Origin of the sequence: Rhodococcus sp. P-2, from assembly GCF_016598535.1 — a bacterium.
GTDB classification, from domain to species: Bacteria; Actinomycetota; Actinomycetes; order Mycobacteriales; family Mycobacteriaceae; genus Rhodococcus_F; species Rhodococcus_F baikonurensis.
Map to the genome: position 1 here is coordinate 1,911,218 of NZ_CP066779.1, position 15,173 is coordinate 1,926,390.

The 15,173-nt window shown below is 62.6% G+C and carries 14 protein-coding genes; 8 read left to right on the forward strand and 6 right to left on the reverse strand.

The annotated features are described in order from the left end of the window. Window positions 1-24: 24 nt before the first annotated feature. On the reverse strand, window positions 25-1,113 hold the full coding sequence (locus tag I7X09_RS09040; protein ID WP_200316443.1) for a 3-deoxy-7-phosphoheptulonate synthase: 1,089 nt from the start codon (window positions 1,111-1,113) through the stop codon (window positions 25-27). Window positions 1,114-1,486: 373 nt separating this feature from the next. On the opposite strand from I7X09_RS09040, the gene I7X09_RS09045 reads away from it, so the two are divergent. Next, window positions 1,487-2,500: an ABC transporter substrate-binding protein gene (locus tag I7X09_RS09045; RefSeq protein ID WP_234036862.1), complete on the forward strand. Its 1,014-nt coding sequence runs from the start codon at window positions 1,487-1,489 to the stop codon at window positions 2,498-2,500. Window positions 2,501-2,547: 47 nt separating this feature from the next. Here the strand turns inward: I7X09_RS09045 and I7X09_RS09050 are convergent, their stop codons facing one another. From I7X09_RS09050 to I7X09_RS09060, 3 genes are read right to left on the reverse strand one after another with little or no spacing between them, the layout of a single operon-like run. Further along, complete coding sequence (locus tag I7X09_RS09050; protein WP_124567613.1) at window positions 2,548-3,648, reverse strand: DNA alkylation repair protein; 1,101 nt, start codon at window positions 3,646-3,648, stop codon at window positions 2,548-2,550. Next, window positions 3,648-3,965 (reverse strand): nuclear transport factor 2 family protein, encoded by a 318-nt coding sequence (locus tag I7X09_RS09055; protein ID WP_200316445.1) that lies wholly within the window; start codon window positions 3,963-3,965, stop codon window positions 3,648-3,650. The genes I7X09_RS09050 and I7X09_RS09055 overlap by 1 nt, the downstream gene beginning before the upstream one ends. Further along, window positions 3,962-5,632 carry a PucR family transcriptional regulator gene (locus tag I7X09_RS09060; RefSeq protein WP_200316446.1) on the reverse strand — a complete coding sequence of 557 codons (1,671 nt, stop codon included), beginning with the start codon at window positions 5,630-5,632 and terminating at the stop codon, window positions 3,962-3,964. The genes I7X09_RS09055 and I7X09_RS09060 overlap by 4 nt, the downstream gene beginning before the upstream one ends. 195 nt (window positions 5,633-5,827) lie before the next feature. On the opposite strand from I7X09_RS09060, the gene pruA reads away from it, so the two are divergent. Then, window positions 5,828-7,489 carry an L-glutamate gamma-semialdehyde dehydrogenase gene (gene pruA / locus I7X09_RS09065; RefSeq protein WP_200316447.1) on the forward strand — a complete coding sequence of 554 codons (1,662 nt, stop codon included), beginning with the start codon at window positions 5,828-5,830 and terminating at the stop codon, window positions 7,487-7,489. Continuing rightward, window positions 7,489-8,454 (forward strand): proline dehydrogenase family protein, encoded by a 966-nt coding sequence (locus I7X09_RS09070; RefSeq protein WP_200316448.1) that lies wholly within the window; start codon window positions 7,489-7,491, stop codon window positions 8,452-8,454. Before pruA ends, I7X09_RS09070 begins: the two co-directional genes overlap by 1 nt. On the opposite strand, the gene I7X09_RS09075 is transcribed toward I7X09_RS09070, so the two are convergent. Together I7X09_RS09075 and I7X09_RS09080 are read right to left on the reverse strand one after the other, a co-directional pair. Then, a complete protein-coding gene (locus I7X09_RS09075) occupies window positions 8,451-9,749 on the reverse strand; it encodes an NtaA/DmoA family FMN-dependent monooxygenase (protein WP_200316449.1) in 1,299 nt (432 codons plus the stop codon). The genes I7X09_RS09070 and I7X09_RS09075 overlap by 4 nt on opposite strands. A gap of 113 nt (window positions 9,750-9,862) precedes the next feature. After that, complete coding sequence (locus I7X09_RS09080) at window positions 9,863-10,408, reverse strand: CGNR zinc finger domain-containing protein (RefSeq protein WP_200316450.1); 546 nt, start codon at window positions 10,406-10,408, stop codon at window positions 9,863-9,865. A 68-nt stretch (window positions 10,409-10,476) separates the two neighbouring features. Here I7X09_RS09080 and I7X09_RS09085 point away from each other — a divergent pair, with 68 nt between their 5' ends. The 5 genes from I7X09_RS09085 to I7X09_RS09105 are packed head-to-tail and all read left to right on the forward strand — an operon-like array spanning window position 10,477 to window position 14,971. After that, a complete protein-coding gene (locus I7X09_RS09085; RefSeq protein ID WP_200316451.1) occupies window positions 10,477-11,424 on the forward strand; it encodes an EamA family transporter in 948 nt (315 codons plus the stop codon). A 45-nt stretch (window positions 11,425-11,469) separates the two neighbouring features. Further along, window positions 11,470-12,426 (forward strand): ABC transporter ATP-binding protein, encoded by a 957-nt coding sequence (locus I7X09_RS09090; RefSeq protein ID WP_095968769.1) that lies wholly within the window; start codon window positions 11,470-11,472, stop codon window positions 12,424-12,426. Then, entirely contained in the window at window positions 12,426-13,220 is a 795-nt protein-coding gene (locus I7X09_RS09095; RefSeq protein ID WP_166809295.1) for an ABC transporter permease, read from the forward strand. Before I7X09_RS09090 ends, I7X09_RS09095 begins: the two co-directional genes overlap by 1 nt. Then, a complete protein-coding gene (locus I7X09_RS09100; RefSeq protein ID WP_200316452.1) occupies window positions 13,221-14,345 on the forward strand; it encodes a sensor histidine kinase in 1,125 nt (374 codons plus the stop codon). Beyond that, window positions 14,342-14,971 (forward strand): response regulator transcription factor, encoded by a 630-nt coding sequence (locus I7X09_RS09105; RefSeq protein WP_095968766.1) that lies wholly within the window; start codon window positions 14,342-14,344, stop codon window positions 14,969-14,971. Before I7X09_RS09100 ends, I7X09_RS09105 begins: the two co-directional genes overlap by 4 nt. The last annotated feature ends 202 nt before the right edge of the window (window positions 14,972-15,173 follow it).

The window sequence follows — 15,173 nt, forward strand, 5'->3', positions numbered from 1 at the left end:
ACTCCCTAAACGCGCACGGGGGCGTCAGCCCCTCCGAGCCGCAACGGCCTGCGCCAAACGGTCCAATTGTGCTGCCGTGGTGGACCAGTCGATGCACGCGTCGGTGATCGACTGGCCGTAGGTGAGCTCGTCCGCCTTGCCCAAGGTCAGGTCCTGACGACCGGCCTCGATGAAGCTCTCCAACATGACACCCGCGATTCCCTGTTCACCGCCGGCGAGACGAGCTGCGATGTCGTCCAGCACGATGACCTGACGCTCGTGATCCTTGCTGCTGTTACCGTGGCTCGCGTCGATGACCACGCGCTCGGGCAGGTTCGACTTACGCAGTCGGGCAAGGGTGTCCGCGACGGTCTCGGCGTCGTAGTTCGGTCCGTCGCTGCCGCCACGGAGAATGACATGGCAGTCGGGGTTGCCCGCGGTACGAATCAAGGCAGCCTGGCCGTCGAGATCCGTTCCGGGGAACACGTGGCTCGCTGCCGCCGCGCGGGTACCGTCGACGGCTACCTGCACATCACCTTCGGTGGAATTCTTGATGCCGACGGGCATGGACAGCGCGCTGCACAGCTGGCGATGCACCTGGCTCGCAGCGGTCCGGGCACCGATCGCGCCGTAGCTGACCAGATCGGCGATGTACTGAGGCATTATCGGGTCGAGGAACTCGCAGCCGACCGGCAGGCCCAGACTCGACACGTCGAGCAGCAACTTGCGGCCGATACCGAGCCCGGTGTTGATGTCGAACGTGCCGTCGAGGTGGGGGTCGTTGAGCAGGCCCTTCCACCCGAGAGTGGTGCGCGGCTTCTCGAAGTAGACGCGCATGACGATGTGCAGATCGTCCCGCAACTCCTCTGCCTTGGCAGCCAACCGGCGGGCGTAGTCCATCGCCGCTTCCGGATCGTGCACGGAGCACGGACCGACGACGACGATCAAACGGTCGTCGTCACCGTTGAGGATGTTGATGGTGTCAGCACGCCCGGTGCGCACGGTTGCGGCCGCGACCTCGTCCGGAGCGTGCTGGGCCCGAACAGTCGCCGGTGACACGAGCGGACTGATACTCACAGTCCGCTGATCGTCGAGGCTGTCCGAAGCTGCGGTGGTGTCGATGGTGACAGTCATGGGGTTTTCGGTTTCCTGTTCTCAGGCCGACCCCAGAGATGAAGAGAAACTCCAGCGAGCCGGTCTGTAGTCCGGCTCTTGGGTGGAGGTTGTCAGCGCGTGGTTACGCCGGCAAGCCCACCCGGGGCCGGCCTGCTAAACCAGAAATAGACGCGCTGCATGTCGGTCACGATACCTCGAGTTCGGATCGGATGGGCGCGCCCCTCCACAACGAGCCGAATCCGAGGAGGGAGCTCTGCGACACCCGCCAACGCGGACTGGCCAAATCTGGTGAGCGGTTGGCGTTTTCGAGCAAGGCGTCGGCGGTCACGGTCGAATAGGTTGAAAAGGCACCCTCAAATGCCCAGAACACCAGATGGAGCTGTGCCTTCTCATGCCTGTGATCGAATCAACCGAAACCCTCTTGCAGTCGACAAAGGATGTGGACGGCGAATTCACCCGTCTGATCGATTCCTTGACACGACGCGGGTTCCTGACCGGTGCAGCGGCGCTCGGTGCACTGGGCGCACTGTCTGCATGTTCGAGCGAATCCAGCGGCACCGACGCCTCGGACGAATGGGTCGACATCGTCGTCGCGGACCAGGCCTACCGCCTCCCGCGGGACCCCAAGCGTGTGGTGGTGCTCGAAGCCCGAGGAGCCCTCGATTTTGCGCTACTGGCCGAGTACCCGATCGTCGCGACCAATTGGGATCCGAAGTCGCAACTCATGCAGCAGGTACCCGCCGGCGCAGCTCGCCTCGGTGGGACGAACAACGAACCGAACGCCGAATCGATACTGAGCTTCGACCCCGATCTGTTGGTCGTCGGGAAAGGCTGGTGGGACTACTACCAGGACAAAGGCCTGCTCGGCACTGACATCGCTCCGGTGCTCGTCGTCGACGAGGGCACGACGGGCTCGTCCTGGAAGCAGGCCATGACCGCGCAACTCACGGCTCTCGATCGCCGCGAAGTCGCCGAACGCGTCATCGCCCGCTACAACGCCGAACTTGCACAAGCGCGGGCCAAGATCGGTGGACTGCTCGAAGGAAAGTCGATCACGATAGCCGGCGCAGACAACGGCCAGATCTGGCTTCAGAACAACACGTTCGCCGTATCGGTTGCACAGGACCTCGGCCTGAACGTCTTGACCGACGCCGCCCATGCCGCGCCCGATCGGAAGGACTCGACGTTCTACAGCCTCGAGGAGCTCGCCATCTTCGACCAGGCCGACTTCGTACTACTACAGAACCCCGACGCCGTCGAAGCCGAGTCGCCGACGTGGAAACGAGTCCGCGCTGTCCAGGACGGCCATGTCGGGCAACTGCGATACGACCTCAACAACGGCCTCGCTCTGACTGCGATGGCCCTGGCTGCCGACATCGCCGAACAGGTACAGGTCATGCGCTGACGTCAGTGCGGGCATTTGATCAGCGCGTGAGTGACGGGTGGGGTCACTCACGCGTCCAAGCGGAACTCGCCTCTTACCTGACGTACGCCGTTGATCTGCACTTCGACGGCATGGTCGCCCGCGTAGTACTTCCGGGTACTGATCGGTTTGAAGGAATGCCTCTTCGCGATGCGGGCCGGCACCCCGGGTTCCAGTGTTCGTGTTGTCAGTTTGAAGACCTTGGGCGTCGTCGTCCCGTTGGCCTTCACGTGGTGGACGATGTAATCGATCACGACGGTGACGGACTCGCTGCTGTTGTTCGTGACAGCGAAATCGAAGGTGAGTTCTCCACCCGCATCGACTACTTCTCGGTCGATGACGAAACCTTCGACCACGACGTCGGTGGGCGGCGCGAAACCCAAGAGAGACAGAGCATCTGGGTCGCCGGCCTTGATCAACGTCCGCAATGCATGTTTGACGATTTTCAGTGTGTTGGAATCCGGTGTCTGCAACCAACGCTTCGCAGTCGACACGGCGAGCGCTGAGTCAGCACGACTGAGATCGTTGAGATGGTTTGCGACTGAACGTCGTACATATTCCGAATCATCCCGATACAGCTGGTCGAGAATGACGATTGTCGACTCGGGACGCGCCGTCAATTCTTTCACCCGTCGTCCCCAAGGCAAACGAGTACGAGTGCCTTCGGTCGCCAAGCGCCGGACGTGTTCGTCTTCGTGGCCGGTCCAGGTGAGTGCGATCGCCAGCGAACGGTCGAGGTTCGTTTCGAGAAATGTGCGAATCGCGAATTCGGCGGTCAGACGCGACGTCAGCTCAGCAAGGAGAGCCATTCCCTCGTCGAAATCCGACTCGGAGCCACTTCGTGTCGCCGTGACGGCGACGGCTTCGGTGACCGGCCAGATCATCCAACCAGTGAAGGTCACCTCTGAAAGCGCACGGCGGATGACCTCGGCGAAGACCGGAAGATCCTGAGGCAGTTCGGCAGTCATCGCGTCCCGTACGACGCGGGTGCGTTCCCCGAGACTCATTCCGTCGAATTCGGATGCACTGCCCCGAACGAGGGCGAGGCGTGTGTGACCGGAGGCTCGCTCGAGGCAGCCCGCCAGATCGGCTACGACGGATTTACCGAGCAGTTCGTCGGCGGTGGGCATCAGGGGCACACCGTGAGAGCGGAAATCCGATCACCGTCGAGAGTGAAGTGATGGTGCAACCGGATGGGACTTCCGGGAAAATCCCCCTCGACGTTCACCGACACGACAACAGCTGAGCCAGGGGTGTGCACCGACTCGATTTTCTGGGTGAAGGTGAACGCGGTCGACACCGCGGATTTCCATGCCACGATTTCTCCGATGCCGACGTACGTCCGGCCGTCGTCGCGCACCACGGCGTCTTCGGTGAACACGTCGCGGGCGTCGCCGGCGTCGAAGTACGCGCGCGCTGCGCCTGGCACCTTCGCTGAGTCGATCATTCGCGAAGAGTACTGCTGGGGTCCGACAGGTTCGGCGAACTCACTGCCCGAGCGGACGCCGCCAACTGAATCTCCATCAACAGCCTGGCCGACGGCTCGGACAGGTCGGTATCCGTGATCTCCTCGACCCTCTTGATCCGATACCTGAGTGTGTTCGGGTGAATCCGAAGCTGCTCGGATGCGCGTCGGACATCGCCCGAATGTGCGAGGTAAACGGAAATGCTTTCGCGCATGTTCGACCCGTTGCGTCTGTCGTAGACGTCCAGGGCGTCGACTCTCGGATCGTGCAGTTGCTCGTCGGCCGCAATCGTGTCCATGATTTCGCCCAGCAGCACCGGCGTGCGCGAGTCCGCGAGAGTGGTCACTCGAATATCCCCCGACGTTCCGTCCAAGACCCGATCCACTTCGGCCCGAGCCTGGGCGACCTCCGCAAGCGTCGAAACCGGCGAAGAGACCGCGGCCCGCAAACCCGAAGGCGACACCTTGTCCAAACGCGCGACAACTTCACGGGTCCACGAGACTGTGGATTTCGCGGATTGGGTTCGCGGAAACAGCACATAGATCCGAGTGCCGACGGCACTCACCAGCGATTCACGCTGAAAGGCGCTGGCGTGCAGTCGCAAAGACGACACGAGTTCGCCCGAAGACGGCAGCCCACCGTCGCCGATACTCGCAACGCCGACCACCATCGCCGGTCCGGACATCGGGATGGTCAACGAGGCCGCGAGCGAAGGAACATCGACACCGCCGCCGCGAACCCCGAGCAACCGCTGAATCTGTATCGCCTCGTTACTCGGCGCGTCTCGGATGCGCGAAATCAGCCGAGCAGCAACGGCCGCGGCACCGCGAAGCACACTGTCGGCATCGCCGGCGATGGGTACCGGGCCTTCCTGAACCCAGATAGTGCCGAGAAGATCGAAACTGAAACCGCTCTCCCCCTTGCTGTTCTCGGAGATCCTGCGTATCGGGACCACCAACCGTCGCCTGATCGCGAGGTCTTCGTGAGCAGGCACCTCGACTACGTCGTCGCTTCGCCGCAGGCTTTCGAAGATGCCCCACTCCTGCAGCTTTCGGAGGTATTCGCGAGGGCCTTCGCGACCGAGGATCGATTGCCGGCGTAGTTCGTCCGCAGCATCTCCCGATGCCGAATAGGCCAAGACGTGGGAACGCTCGTCCTCGATGCTGACCATCCCCCGCGTGATTGCGGCGACGTTCTGCGCCAGCTCGAACAAGTCTGTGTCACTACCGAATACGATGTCGTCCGAATCCTGTCGGGACACCGAATGATCGAGCACGCCCCGGATCGTTGTGAACAATCGATCCCAACGAGCATCCGGGTGGACAGCTATCAAGGCGATTCCGGCGCGCTGTGCCACGACCTGCACCGACGTGCCCGCGACCTCCTTCGACATGACAGCCCGTGGCGCTGATTCCTTCTGATCGAGACGGTTCAGCCACGCCGCCAGTTCGGCTGCGTCGATACCGACAGCGAGCCAGAGCTCAGAGGATTCGACGCCCTCGGTTCCGGGGCGCGTGAGGTCCCCGGCCTCTGCGAACACCACGGAGTCGACGAAGACGTCAGCGTCCGACGGCGCGAGGACGAGCTCGACAAAAGCTCCGCCCAGCGCCCGAAGGACCGCGTCGAGCCTGACCCCACGGATAGACACGTACCACCCACTCTCCGGACCGTCGCAACACCTCAATTTCGAGAATAGTGCATTTTCCTGCGAAAACGGTTCAGACGATCGGACAAACACGGACACCGATGTTTGGCCGCTCAGCGGATTACTCGCCGACGCTTTTCGACTTGACTGATTCACGACACGACAACTGCCCACTCCTGAGTCTGCCGAAGGATCGTCATGGACGCCGTTACCAATGTCCCCCACCCCGCCAACGAACCGGTGAACAATTACGCACCGGGAAGCCCGGAACGATCACGCCTACGTACGAAACTGACCGAACTGGCCGAAACACCGACCGACATCAGGCAGGTCATCGGGGGTTTCCACCGAACTGCGGAAGGCAAGCCGGAGAACGTCGTTCAACCACACCGTCACAGTTCAGTCATCGGATCGTATGCGGGCGCAACGCACTCGGACGTTCGTGACGCCATCGACGCCGCAACCCTCGCCGCCCCCGCCTGGCGCGACCTCTCGTTCGACGACCGCGCTGCGGTCTTCCTCCGCGCCGCCGATCTTCTCTCCGGCCCGTGGCGCGAAACTATCGCCGCTGCAACAATGCTCGGCCAGTCGAAGACCGCATATCAGGCCGAGATCGACGCCCCCTGCGAACTCGTCGACTTCTGGCGTTTCAACGTAGCGTTCGCTCGCCAGATACTCGCCGACCAACCCGTTTCCGCTCCGGGAGTGTGGAATCGCGTCGAATATCGACCACTCGAAGGCTTCGTCTACGCGATCACGCCCTTCAATTTCACCGCCATCGCCGGAAATCTACCCACCGCACCGGCCCTGATGGGCAACACCGTGATCTGGAAGCCGTCACCGACGCAGGCCGTCGCGGCGTACCTGACGATGCAACTACTCGAAGCCGCCGGTCTTCCGCCCGGGGTGATCAATCTTGTTCTCGGCGACGGCCCCACGGTGTCCGAGGTCGCGCTGGCCGACCCCCGCCTGGCGGGCATCCACTTCACCGGATCGACCGCAACGTTCCAGCGCTTGTGGCGTGAAGTCGGAGCCAACATCTCGAACTACCGGACGTACCCACGTCTTGTCGGCGAAACCGGCGGCAAAGACTTCGTACTCGCACACAGTTCCGCAGACCCGGACGTACTCACGACGGCATTGATTCGCGGGGCCTTCGACTACCAGGGACAGAAGTGTTCGGCCGCATCACGCGCGTTCATCCCGAAGTCGGTGTGGGCCAAGATGGGCGACACGTTCATCGACACTGTGTCGTCGCTGAAGTACGGAGACGTCACCGACCTGCAGAACTTCGGCGGCGCCGTCATCGACCAGCGTTCGTTCGACCGAAACGCCGCCGCGATCGTCCGCGCCAAGTCGACCAGCAGCCTCACCATCGCAGCAGGCGGCGACTACGACGACCGCGAAGGATTCTTCATCTCGCCGACGGTCCTGCTCGGTGACGACCCCAGTGACGAGGCCTTCAGCACCGAGTACTTCGGCCCTATACTCTCCCTGCACGTCTACGACGACTCCGCACCGAATGCCTACGCCGACATCCTCGCTCGCGTCGACAGCGGATCCGCTTACGCCCTGACCGGTGCCGTGATCGCCACCGACCGTGCGGCCGTCGATCAAGCTCACCACGGTCTGCGGTTTGCCGCCGGAAACTTCTATGTCAACGACAAACCGACGGGCGCGGTTGTCGGGCAACAGCCCTTCGGGGGCGCGCGGGCTTCGGGCACCAACGACAAGGCCGGTTCACCGCAGAACCTGCTCCGTTGGACGTCGACGCGTACCGTCAAGGAGACCTTCGTTCCTCCCACCGATCATCGTTACCCACACCAGGACGTCGATCCAGCCGAGAGCGAGAACCGTTGATGAGTAACGTCTCTCTGAGCAACCCGTTGCGGCCGGTACTGCTGGCGGCGGCACGCTCGTCGCGGCTGGAGAAGACAGTCTCCGGGATGTCCTTGACCCGCAAGCTGGTAGACAGGTTCGTCGCCGGGGACGCGGAACCCGCAGCGGTCTCGGCCGTACGTGACATCCTGACCAGTGGCCGGTTCGCGACGGTCGACTACCTCGGCGAGGACACTACCGATCCAGCTCAGGCAACAGCTACCGTCGATGCCTATCTCTCCCTTCTCCGCTCGTACGCAACGCTTTCCGAAGCGGCGGGGACGCACCGCTCCCTCGAGGTTTCGCTCAAGCTCTCGGCGTTAGGGCAGGCACTTCCCGGTGACGGCGAGAAGATCGCCCTGGCGAATGCACACCGAATCGTCACAGCGGCAAACGAAGTGGGCGCATGGGTCACCGTCGACGCGGAGGATCACACCACCACCGACTCGACACTGTCCATCGTCGAGGAGTTGCGCCGTGACTTCCCGACGCTCGGCACGGTCCTGCAGGCGTATCTACACCGCACCGAGGCCGACTGCCGGCACTTCTCCGGACCAGGTTCACGAATCCGGCTGTGCAAGGGCGCATACCAGGAACCGGCCGGCGTCGCGTTCCAAAAGCCCGCCGAAGTCGATGCGTCGTACCTGCGTTGCCTGAAGGTCTTGATGGAAGGCGACGGATACCCGATGGTCGCCTCCCACGATCCCACGATGATCGATGCCGCCCTCGAACTCGCCTCACTGACCGAGCGGACAACCGAGAGCTTCGAATTCCAGATGCTCTACGGCGTCCGCGACGGCGAACAACGCAGATTGGTAGCCGAAGGCAATCACCTGCGGGTCTACGTTCCCTACGGCAGCCAGTGGTACGGCTACTTCATGCGTCGCCTCGCGGAACGACCGGCCAACCTCATGTTCTTCATGCGCTCACTCGCCTCCAACAACTAGGCGCCGGAAACTGGTGGCAGCGGAGGCAATTCGAGGTTCTCACGGAAGGTACCTCCGACGTAGTCGGATCCCACGATTGCACGCTTGCGCAGTTCCGGCAGCAGTCCGTTCGTGACGAAGTCGCGTGTACGCGGATCCGCAAGGTCACCGAGCGTGATGACGTCGAGGACACCTGCGTCGTATCGTTCCTCGATTGCGTCCGCGAGCTGTTCCGGGGTGCCTGCCGCTGCCCAGTGGCCCGTATCCTTGGACGCGATGATCAACTCACGCAATGTCTTTCCCTGTGACGCGAGCTTGCCGAAGATCTCGACCCGGCCCCGTCGTCGATTCACCGACGACGGGTCCGGTAACAACGACTCCGGGATCGGCCGGTCGAGCGGCAATTCCGAGAAATCCACGTCACCGCCGAACATGTCGGCAAGCCTGGTGCGTCCGGCGTCGAAGTCCGTTGATTCCTCGGCCTCTCTGACCAATCGTTCGACTTCGGCTTCGGTGGCACCGTACGTTGCGTGGAACGAGCTGAATATCAGTGGTAGTTCGTCTCCGCGCCCCAACTCTGCCGCCCGGGCGCGGATCGTCTTCGTGTAGGTGACCGCGTCCTCGAAGGTTGCGAGAGAGGTGAATACGACCTCCGCGAAGCGAGCGCCCAGTTCGATACCTCCAGCAGACTGGCCTGCCTGGAATTGGACCGGGCGACGCTGCGGCAGAGAGGGTATGTTCAACGGTCCCTGCACGGTGAAGTACTTACCTCGGTGCTCGATGGGGACCACCCTCGACGGATCGAGCACCGCAGAGCCCTCTCCCTGAATCAAGGCGCCGGGCTTCCAGCTGTCGAAGAGCGCGTTGACAACTTCGAGCGATTCGGCCGCTCGGGCGTAGCGCTCCTCCGGGCTCGGCAGGTCCAGGTCACTGTAGTTCTCTTCTCCGAGTGAGGAAGTGACGGCATTCCATGCGGCTCGACCATTGCTGACGTGGTCCAGGGTGCCGAACAACCGTGCGAGGTTGAACGGGTGATGAAACGTCGTCGTGACTGTCGCGATGAGCCCCACATGAGTGGTGACCGCACTCAGCGCAGCCAGGAAGATCAACGGCTCCTGCGCGCCGATCGCACCCTGCGCACCGAAGCTCAGGAGATCGGCGGCAAACAGTCCGTCGATCTTGTTCGCCTCGGCCGTCTTTGCGACTTCGATCGCGGACGCGACCGTCGAAGTCGACGGATCGATCGCGGCGTCGTAGATGCTCACCGCCCCGCTGACACCGGTCACCGTCTTGAGCGGACGCCTACGATCGGCCACCGACCGTCCTCCTAGCTTCGCGAAATCTGTTCCGAATTCACAACGCTAGACCGATTCTGGCTCCCGACAAGGTATTCGCTCAGCCTGGTTCTATCCCTGCGAACACCGCTTGGTCACGCCCCGGATTTACGGGCACGATAGGCGGCGACGTGCGCCCTGTTCCCACAGTTTCCGGTGTCGCAGTATCGCTTCGACCGATTGCGCGACAAGTCCACGAAGACCGCTTCGCAGTCGGGAGCCTCGCACCATCGCAACCGCGAGAATTCGTCGGTTCGGATCAGATCGAGCACACCCATTGCCGCTTCTGCAGCCATCCGGTCCACGAGGGGCGAATCGTCAGCGGTGACGTGCAGATGCCAGCCGAGATCATCGTGCCTGGTGAGCCGCGGCCTCGCGCCCGATTCGAGAAGCAGTGAGTTCACCACCTCGACGGCGTCGTCCACTCCCGTGGCTTCCCAGAACTTTCGCAGTCGTGGACGCAGTGCACGAACCGCCGCCAATTCCTCCAGAGTGCCGTCCCGCCGGCCGGTCCAACGATCGGCGTCGAGGAACCTGGTCAGTTCCCCTGAATCCGGCAACAGTTCCTCGCCACCGCGAGCCGTGTTGACCAACGACGCGGCGAAGACGAGCGCCGATTCCGTGTCACCAGCAAAATGCACTTTGACTCCTGAGCTTTGTCAACCTAATGTCAGCATCATAATCGCTTTTACTCCTGACAGGTGCCCCCGTGAACTCTCGCAACGGTTTGATCTTTGCTCTGCTGTCCGCGGCAACGTTCGGCGTCTCGGGCCCGTTCGCGAAATCTCTCATCGAATCAGGGTGGTCCCCCGGCGGCGCGGTGTTCGCGCGCGTGGCCGGCGGCGCACTGGTGATGATGGTGATCGCGGTAGCCACCCAATGGCCTCGCCTACGACAGGTCGGCGCCCACACGCGAACCGTACTGCTGTACGGAGTGTTCGCGATTTCCGGCGTTCAACTGTGCTTCTTCAATGCTGTGCAACATCTTTCGGTCGGAGTCGCATTACTCCTCGAATACCTTGCACCGATCATCGTCATCGGATGGGTGTGGATCACCAAAGGCGCGCGGCCGAGCGTGCAGACACTTCTCGGTGCGGCGGTTGCCTTGATCGGCGCCGCAGTGGTGATCGACGTCTTCGGATCGGCAGAGATCAGTGCCGTCGGAGTTGCGTGGGGACTGGCCGCAGCGGCATGCCTTGCAGTCTATTTCGTCATTTCCGAACGTGCGGACGGCGATCTCCAGCCTGTTGTGCTCGCGGCTTCGGGGCTCACGGTCAGCGCACTGGTCATCGGCGCACTCGGGCTCGTCGGCATCCTCCCCCTCGAGTTCTCGGCCTCGAACGCAGTCGTGGCAGAACACTCGGTGAGCGTGTGGCTGCCCGTGGCGGTCCTGGTCCTGGTCAGCACTGTCATCGCCTATCTCACCGGCATCGCCGCGATCACGCTGCTGGGACCGACCATAGGATCTCTGGTAGCACTGACCGAAGTGCTGTGCGCGGTCGTCGCCGCGTGGATCCTGGTCGGGGAATCCGTGACCGCACTCCAAGCCGTGGGTGGCGCAGCAATCATCGCGGGGTTGGTCCTCGCCCGGCTCGGCCAAAGTGCACCGAAACAGATACCGGCCGACCCGATGACAAATGTCATGGCAGAAGAATGACGGACGGACGAGGGCTCATGTCCTCGAAGCGAGCAGATTCTATGTATGACCTCAGCACAGGCACGGCATTCACCACAGGCACCGCACACACTCACTGAAGGATCGGCACACGACGCCGTCCGGTTGACCGGACTTCGCAAGAGTTTCGGAACCGTCGACGCCGTCAAGGGCATCGACCTGAGCATCCGCCCCGGCGAGATCGTCGCGTTCCTCGGCCCGAACGGCGCAGGCAAGACGACAACCATCGACATGATCCTCGGACTGTCCCGACCGACGTCGGGCGACGTGAGCGTCTTCGGAATGTCACCCCGATCGGCGATCGCCCGCGGACTCGTGTCTGCAGTCATGCAGACCGGCGGGCTGCTCAAAGAACTGACGGTGGCCGAGACCGTGCAGCTGACCGCCAGCCTGTACGCCCAATCCCGTCCGGTCGACGAAGTGCTGGGGCGAGCCGGAATCCTCGACATCTCCGATCGCCTCGTCAGCAAATGCTCAGGCGGACAACAACAGCGCCTGCGGTTTGCGATGGCGTTGCTGTCGAACCCCCAATTGCTCATTCTCGACGAGCCGACCACCGGTATGGACGTCGAAGGGCGTCGGGACTTTTGGTCCGCCATCCGCGCCGACGCAGATCACGGTCGCACTGTGCTTTTTGCGACGCACTACCTCGAAGAGGCCGATGTCTACGCCGACCGCATCATCCTGGTCCGGCAGGGCACAGTCGTCGCCGACGGAACCACCGCCGAGGTCAAGGCGATGGCGTCCGGGCGCACCCTGCGCGCACGAGTCCCCGGTATCACCGACGAACTGCTGCGAGCCATACCGAACTCGGACGCCGTCGAGGTGCGTGGTGAGTCATTGCTCGTGCACTCGGGCGACACCGATGCCGTTGCACGGTTCCTGCTGACCAACACGCAGGCTCGCGATCTCGAAATCGTCTCGCGTGGCCTCGAAGACGCATTCATCGCACTCACGTCGAACAACTCCGAAGGACAGAAGTGATGACCACTGCAATCGAAGCGAACACCTACGGAGCCGAGCGAACCGTCGTACCACTGGGCGGATTCAACACGACCTTGTTGCGACTGGAATTTCGTCGTCTGACCCGCAATCGGCGCACGATGATCTTCACACTCGTCATGCCGGTCGTCTTCTTCCTCGTCTTCGGGCTCGGTCAAGGCGACGACGACCACGGGATCGGGCACGGCAATGTCGCCGCGTACATCATGATCAGCATGGCCCTGTACGGCGCGATGCTGGCCACTACGAGTGGCGGAGCGATGGTCTCGATCGAACGAGCGTCGGGATGGAGCCGGCAACTGCGCCTGACTCCACTGACGCCGGTCGCCTACATCGCCGTCAAACTGATCATGGCGATGCTGCTCGGTCTCGTCTCGATCCTTGTCGTCTACGTCGTCGGCGCGTTCACGTCTGCGCAGATGGACGGATCGCTCTGGTTCACAACAGCATTGATCGCCTGGCTGGGGTCGTCGATCTTCGCGGCCTTCGGCCTGTTCATGGGGTATCTGCTCCCCAGTGAGAACGTCATGCAGTTGCTCGGCCCTGGACTGGCCCTGCTCGCCTTCGGCGGCGGACTCTTCGTACCTCTCACCGACGGTTCCGTGTGGGCGACCATCGCACAGTTCACGCCGATGTTCGGCATCAATGCCCTCGCCCACGCACCGTTGACCGGCAATAGCATTCACTGGACCTGGATCGTCAATATCCTGGTGTGGTTCGCCATCTTCGCCGGCGGAGCGATCTGGCGGTTCCAACGAGATACGGAGCGTGTGTAGTTGTCGCAAACGACTGACCGAAACGATTCCGTCGCGCTACCGCGGCGGAATCGTTTCGGTGTTCTCTTCGCGGCGGTCTGGATGGTATTTCTCGGCGGACCGCTGATCGAGGGATGGAATCTGCGCGACGAAGTGCGCGGCTGGACAGGGATTCTCGCGACGATCACCTTCAGTGCGCTCTACCTGTACACGTTCGCCACAACTCAGCAGCGGCGCCGAATGACAATGACTCGGCCGAAAATTCGCGAAGCTGCGCTGGCTCTGGCCGCTCTGACCGCGTTGGCCGCCGTGATGATCGTCAGCGTCGGGCCGACGGGTTTGGCAGCCGCACCGTATCTCGCGGTGACAGCGGTGACGCTGCTGCCGACCGTCGCGGGCGGCATTCTCGCCTTGGTGTTTGCAGCCTCCGTGGAGATAGTCAGCCTCTCGTCCGGGTGGGGTAATTACTCCGGGCTCTCCCTCGGAGTCTGCGCGGCCGCATTCGCGACCTGGGGCATCATGTCCCTGATCAGCCGCAACTTCGCCATGCTCCATGAACGCGAAGAGCAGGAGCAGCGGGCAATCATGGAAGAGCGAACGAGGATGGCGCGCGATCTGCACGACATCCTCGGGCACTCGCTGACCGTCATCACGATCAAAGCTGAACTGGCCAACCGCCTACTGGACGTCGACATAGAACGTGCGCGCAGCGAACTCGACGATCTCGAAAGACTCTCTCGAGACGCGCTTGCGGACGTGCGATCGGCCGTCGAAGGATTTCGTGGAATTTCACTTCCCGTCGAGATAGCCCGTGCACGAGAGGCATTGCGTGCGGCAGGTATCGAGGACGACGTGCCGAGCAGTACCGACATGGTCCCCACTCGCCTCCGAGAACTCTTCGCATGGACGATCCGTGAGGGTGTCACCAACGTGGTTCGGCACAGCGGAGCAACACACTGTCGGATCACGGTCGACGAAAGAAGCGCATCTGTCGTCGACGACGGACGAGGGGCCGGGTCGACGTCTTCCGGCAACGGTCTGATCGGATTGCGTGAGCGGGCCGGCGCGTCGGGCGCACGAGTGATCATCACTCATCCCGAACCGCAAGGGTTTGCACTTCAGGTCGTCGAACAGGAGAAAGTGTGAGCAACCAGGGCGATCGAGCAACCATACGGCTGCTCTTGGCGGACGACCAGGCGCTCGTGCGAGGAGCTTTGGCCGCGCTACTCGATCTGGAATCCGATCTGTCCGTGGTGGCCGAGGTCGGCCGCGGTGACGAGGTGGTGGCTGCCGTACTCGAGCACCGTCCGGACGTCGCACTTCTCGACGTCGAGATGCCCGGCATGGACGGTATCGCCGCGACAGCGGCCCTTCGCGAAGCAGCACCCGAGACCCGGGTTCTGATCGTCACCACTTTCGGGCGCCCAGGATTTCTCCGTAAAGCCCTTCACGCGGGGGCCGGCGGGTTCGTCGTCAAGGACACACCTGCCAGGCAGCTTGCCGACGCGGTCAGGCGTGTTCATGCCGGACTGCGCGTCGTCGATCCCACCCTTGCGGCTGACAGCCTCGTCAGCGGTGAGTCGCCCCTGACAGAGCGTGAGACCCAAGTACTGCGCGCTGCTCACGACGGCGCACCCGTGGCGGCCATCGCGGGGGCGCTGTTCTTGTCCGCAGGGACAGTTCGAAATCACCTGTCGTCCGCAATGGGTAAGACGGGTGCCACGACCCGCGCCGAAGCCGTGAGAATCGCCGAGTCGAACGGCTGGCTCTGATCCGCGATGCCGGAATCCGCTTCGCCGGCAAATAGTCCGCCGTTCGATTCTTGATGACGATTTGTCCAGATCACTCAAAGTAGGGACCTTCTACCCTAGGGATTTTCCCTGCAAACGACCCCCTTCGTGAGAATCCAAAACAGCTAATCGTTCGATAACTGGCTATGATGCAGTTAATTGAATCGACGGAGCCTGTGCGTAA

What these genes read in the sequence shown, in the direction of transcription:
- I7X09_RS09070 (WP_200316448.1), top strand. Translation starts at nt 7,489, where the DNA reads ATGAGTAACGTCTCTCTGAGCAACCCGTTGCGGCCGGTACTGCTGGCG.
- I7X09_RS09095 (WP_166809295.1), top strand. Translation starts at nt 12,426, where the DNA reads ATGACCACTGCAATCGAAGCGAACACCTACGGAGCCGAGCGAACCGTC.
- I7X09_RS09090 (WP_095968769.1), top strand. Translation starts at nt 11,470, where the DNA reads ATGACCTCAGCACAGGCACGGCATTCACCACAGGCACCGCACACACTC.
- I7X09_RS09040 (WP_200316443.1), bottom strand. Translation starts at nt 1,113, where the DNA reads ATGACTGTCACCATCGACACCACCGCAGCTTCGGACAGCCTCGACGAT.
- pruA (WP_200316447.1), top strand. Translation starts at nt 5,828, where the DNA reads ATGGACGCCGTTACCAATGTCCCCCACCCCGCCAACGAACCGGTGAAC.
- I7X09_RS09045 (WP_234036862.1), top strand. Translation starts at nt 1,487, where the DNA reads ATGCCTGTGATCGAATCAACCGAAACCCTCTTGCAGTCGACAAAGGAT.
- I7X09_RS09050 (WP_124567613.1), bottom strand. Translation starts at nt 3,648, where the DNA reads ATGCCCACCGCCGACGAACTGCTCGGTAAATCCGTCGTAGCCGATCTG.
- I7X09_RS09055 (WP_200316445.1), bottom strand. Translation starts at nt 3,965, where the DNA reads ATGATCGACTCAGCGAAGGTGCCAGGCGCAGCGCGCGCGTACTTCGAC.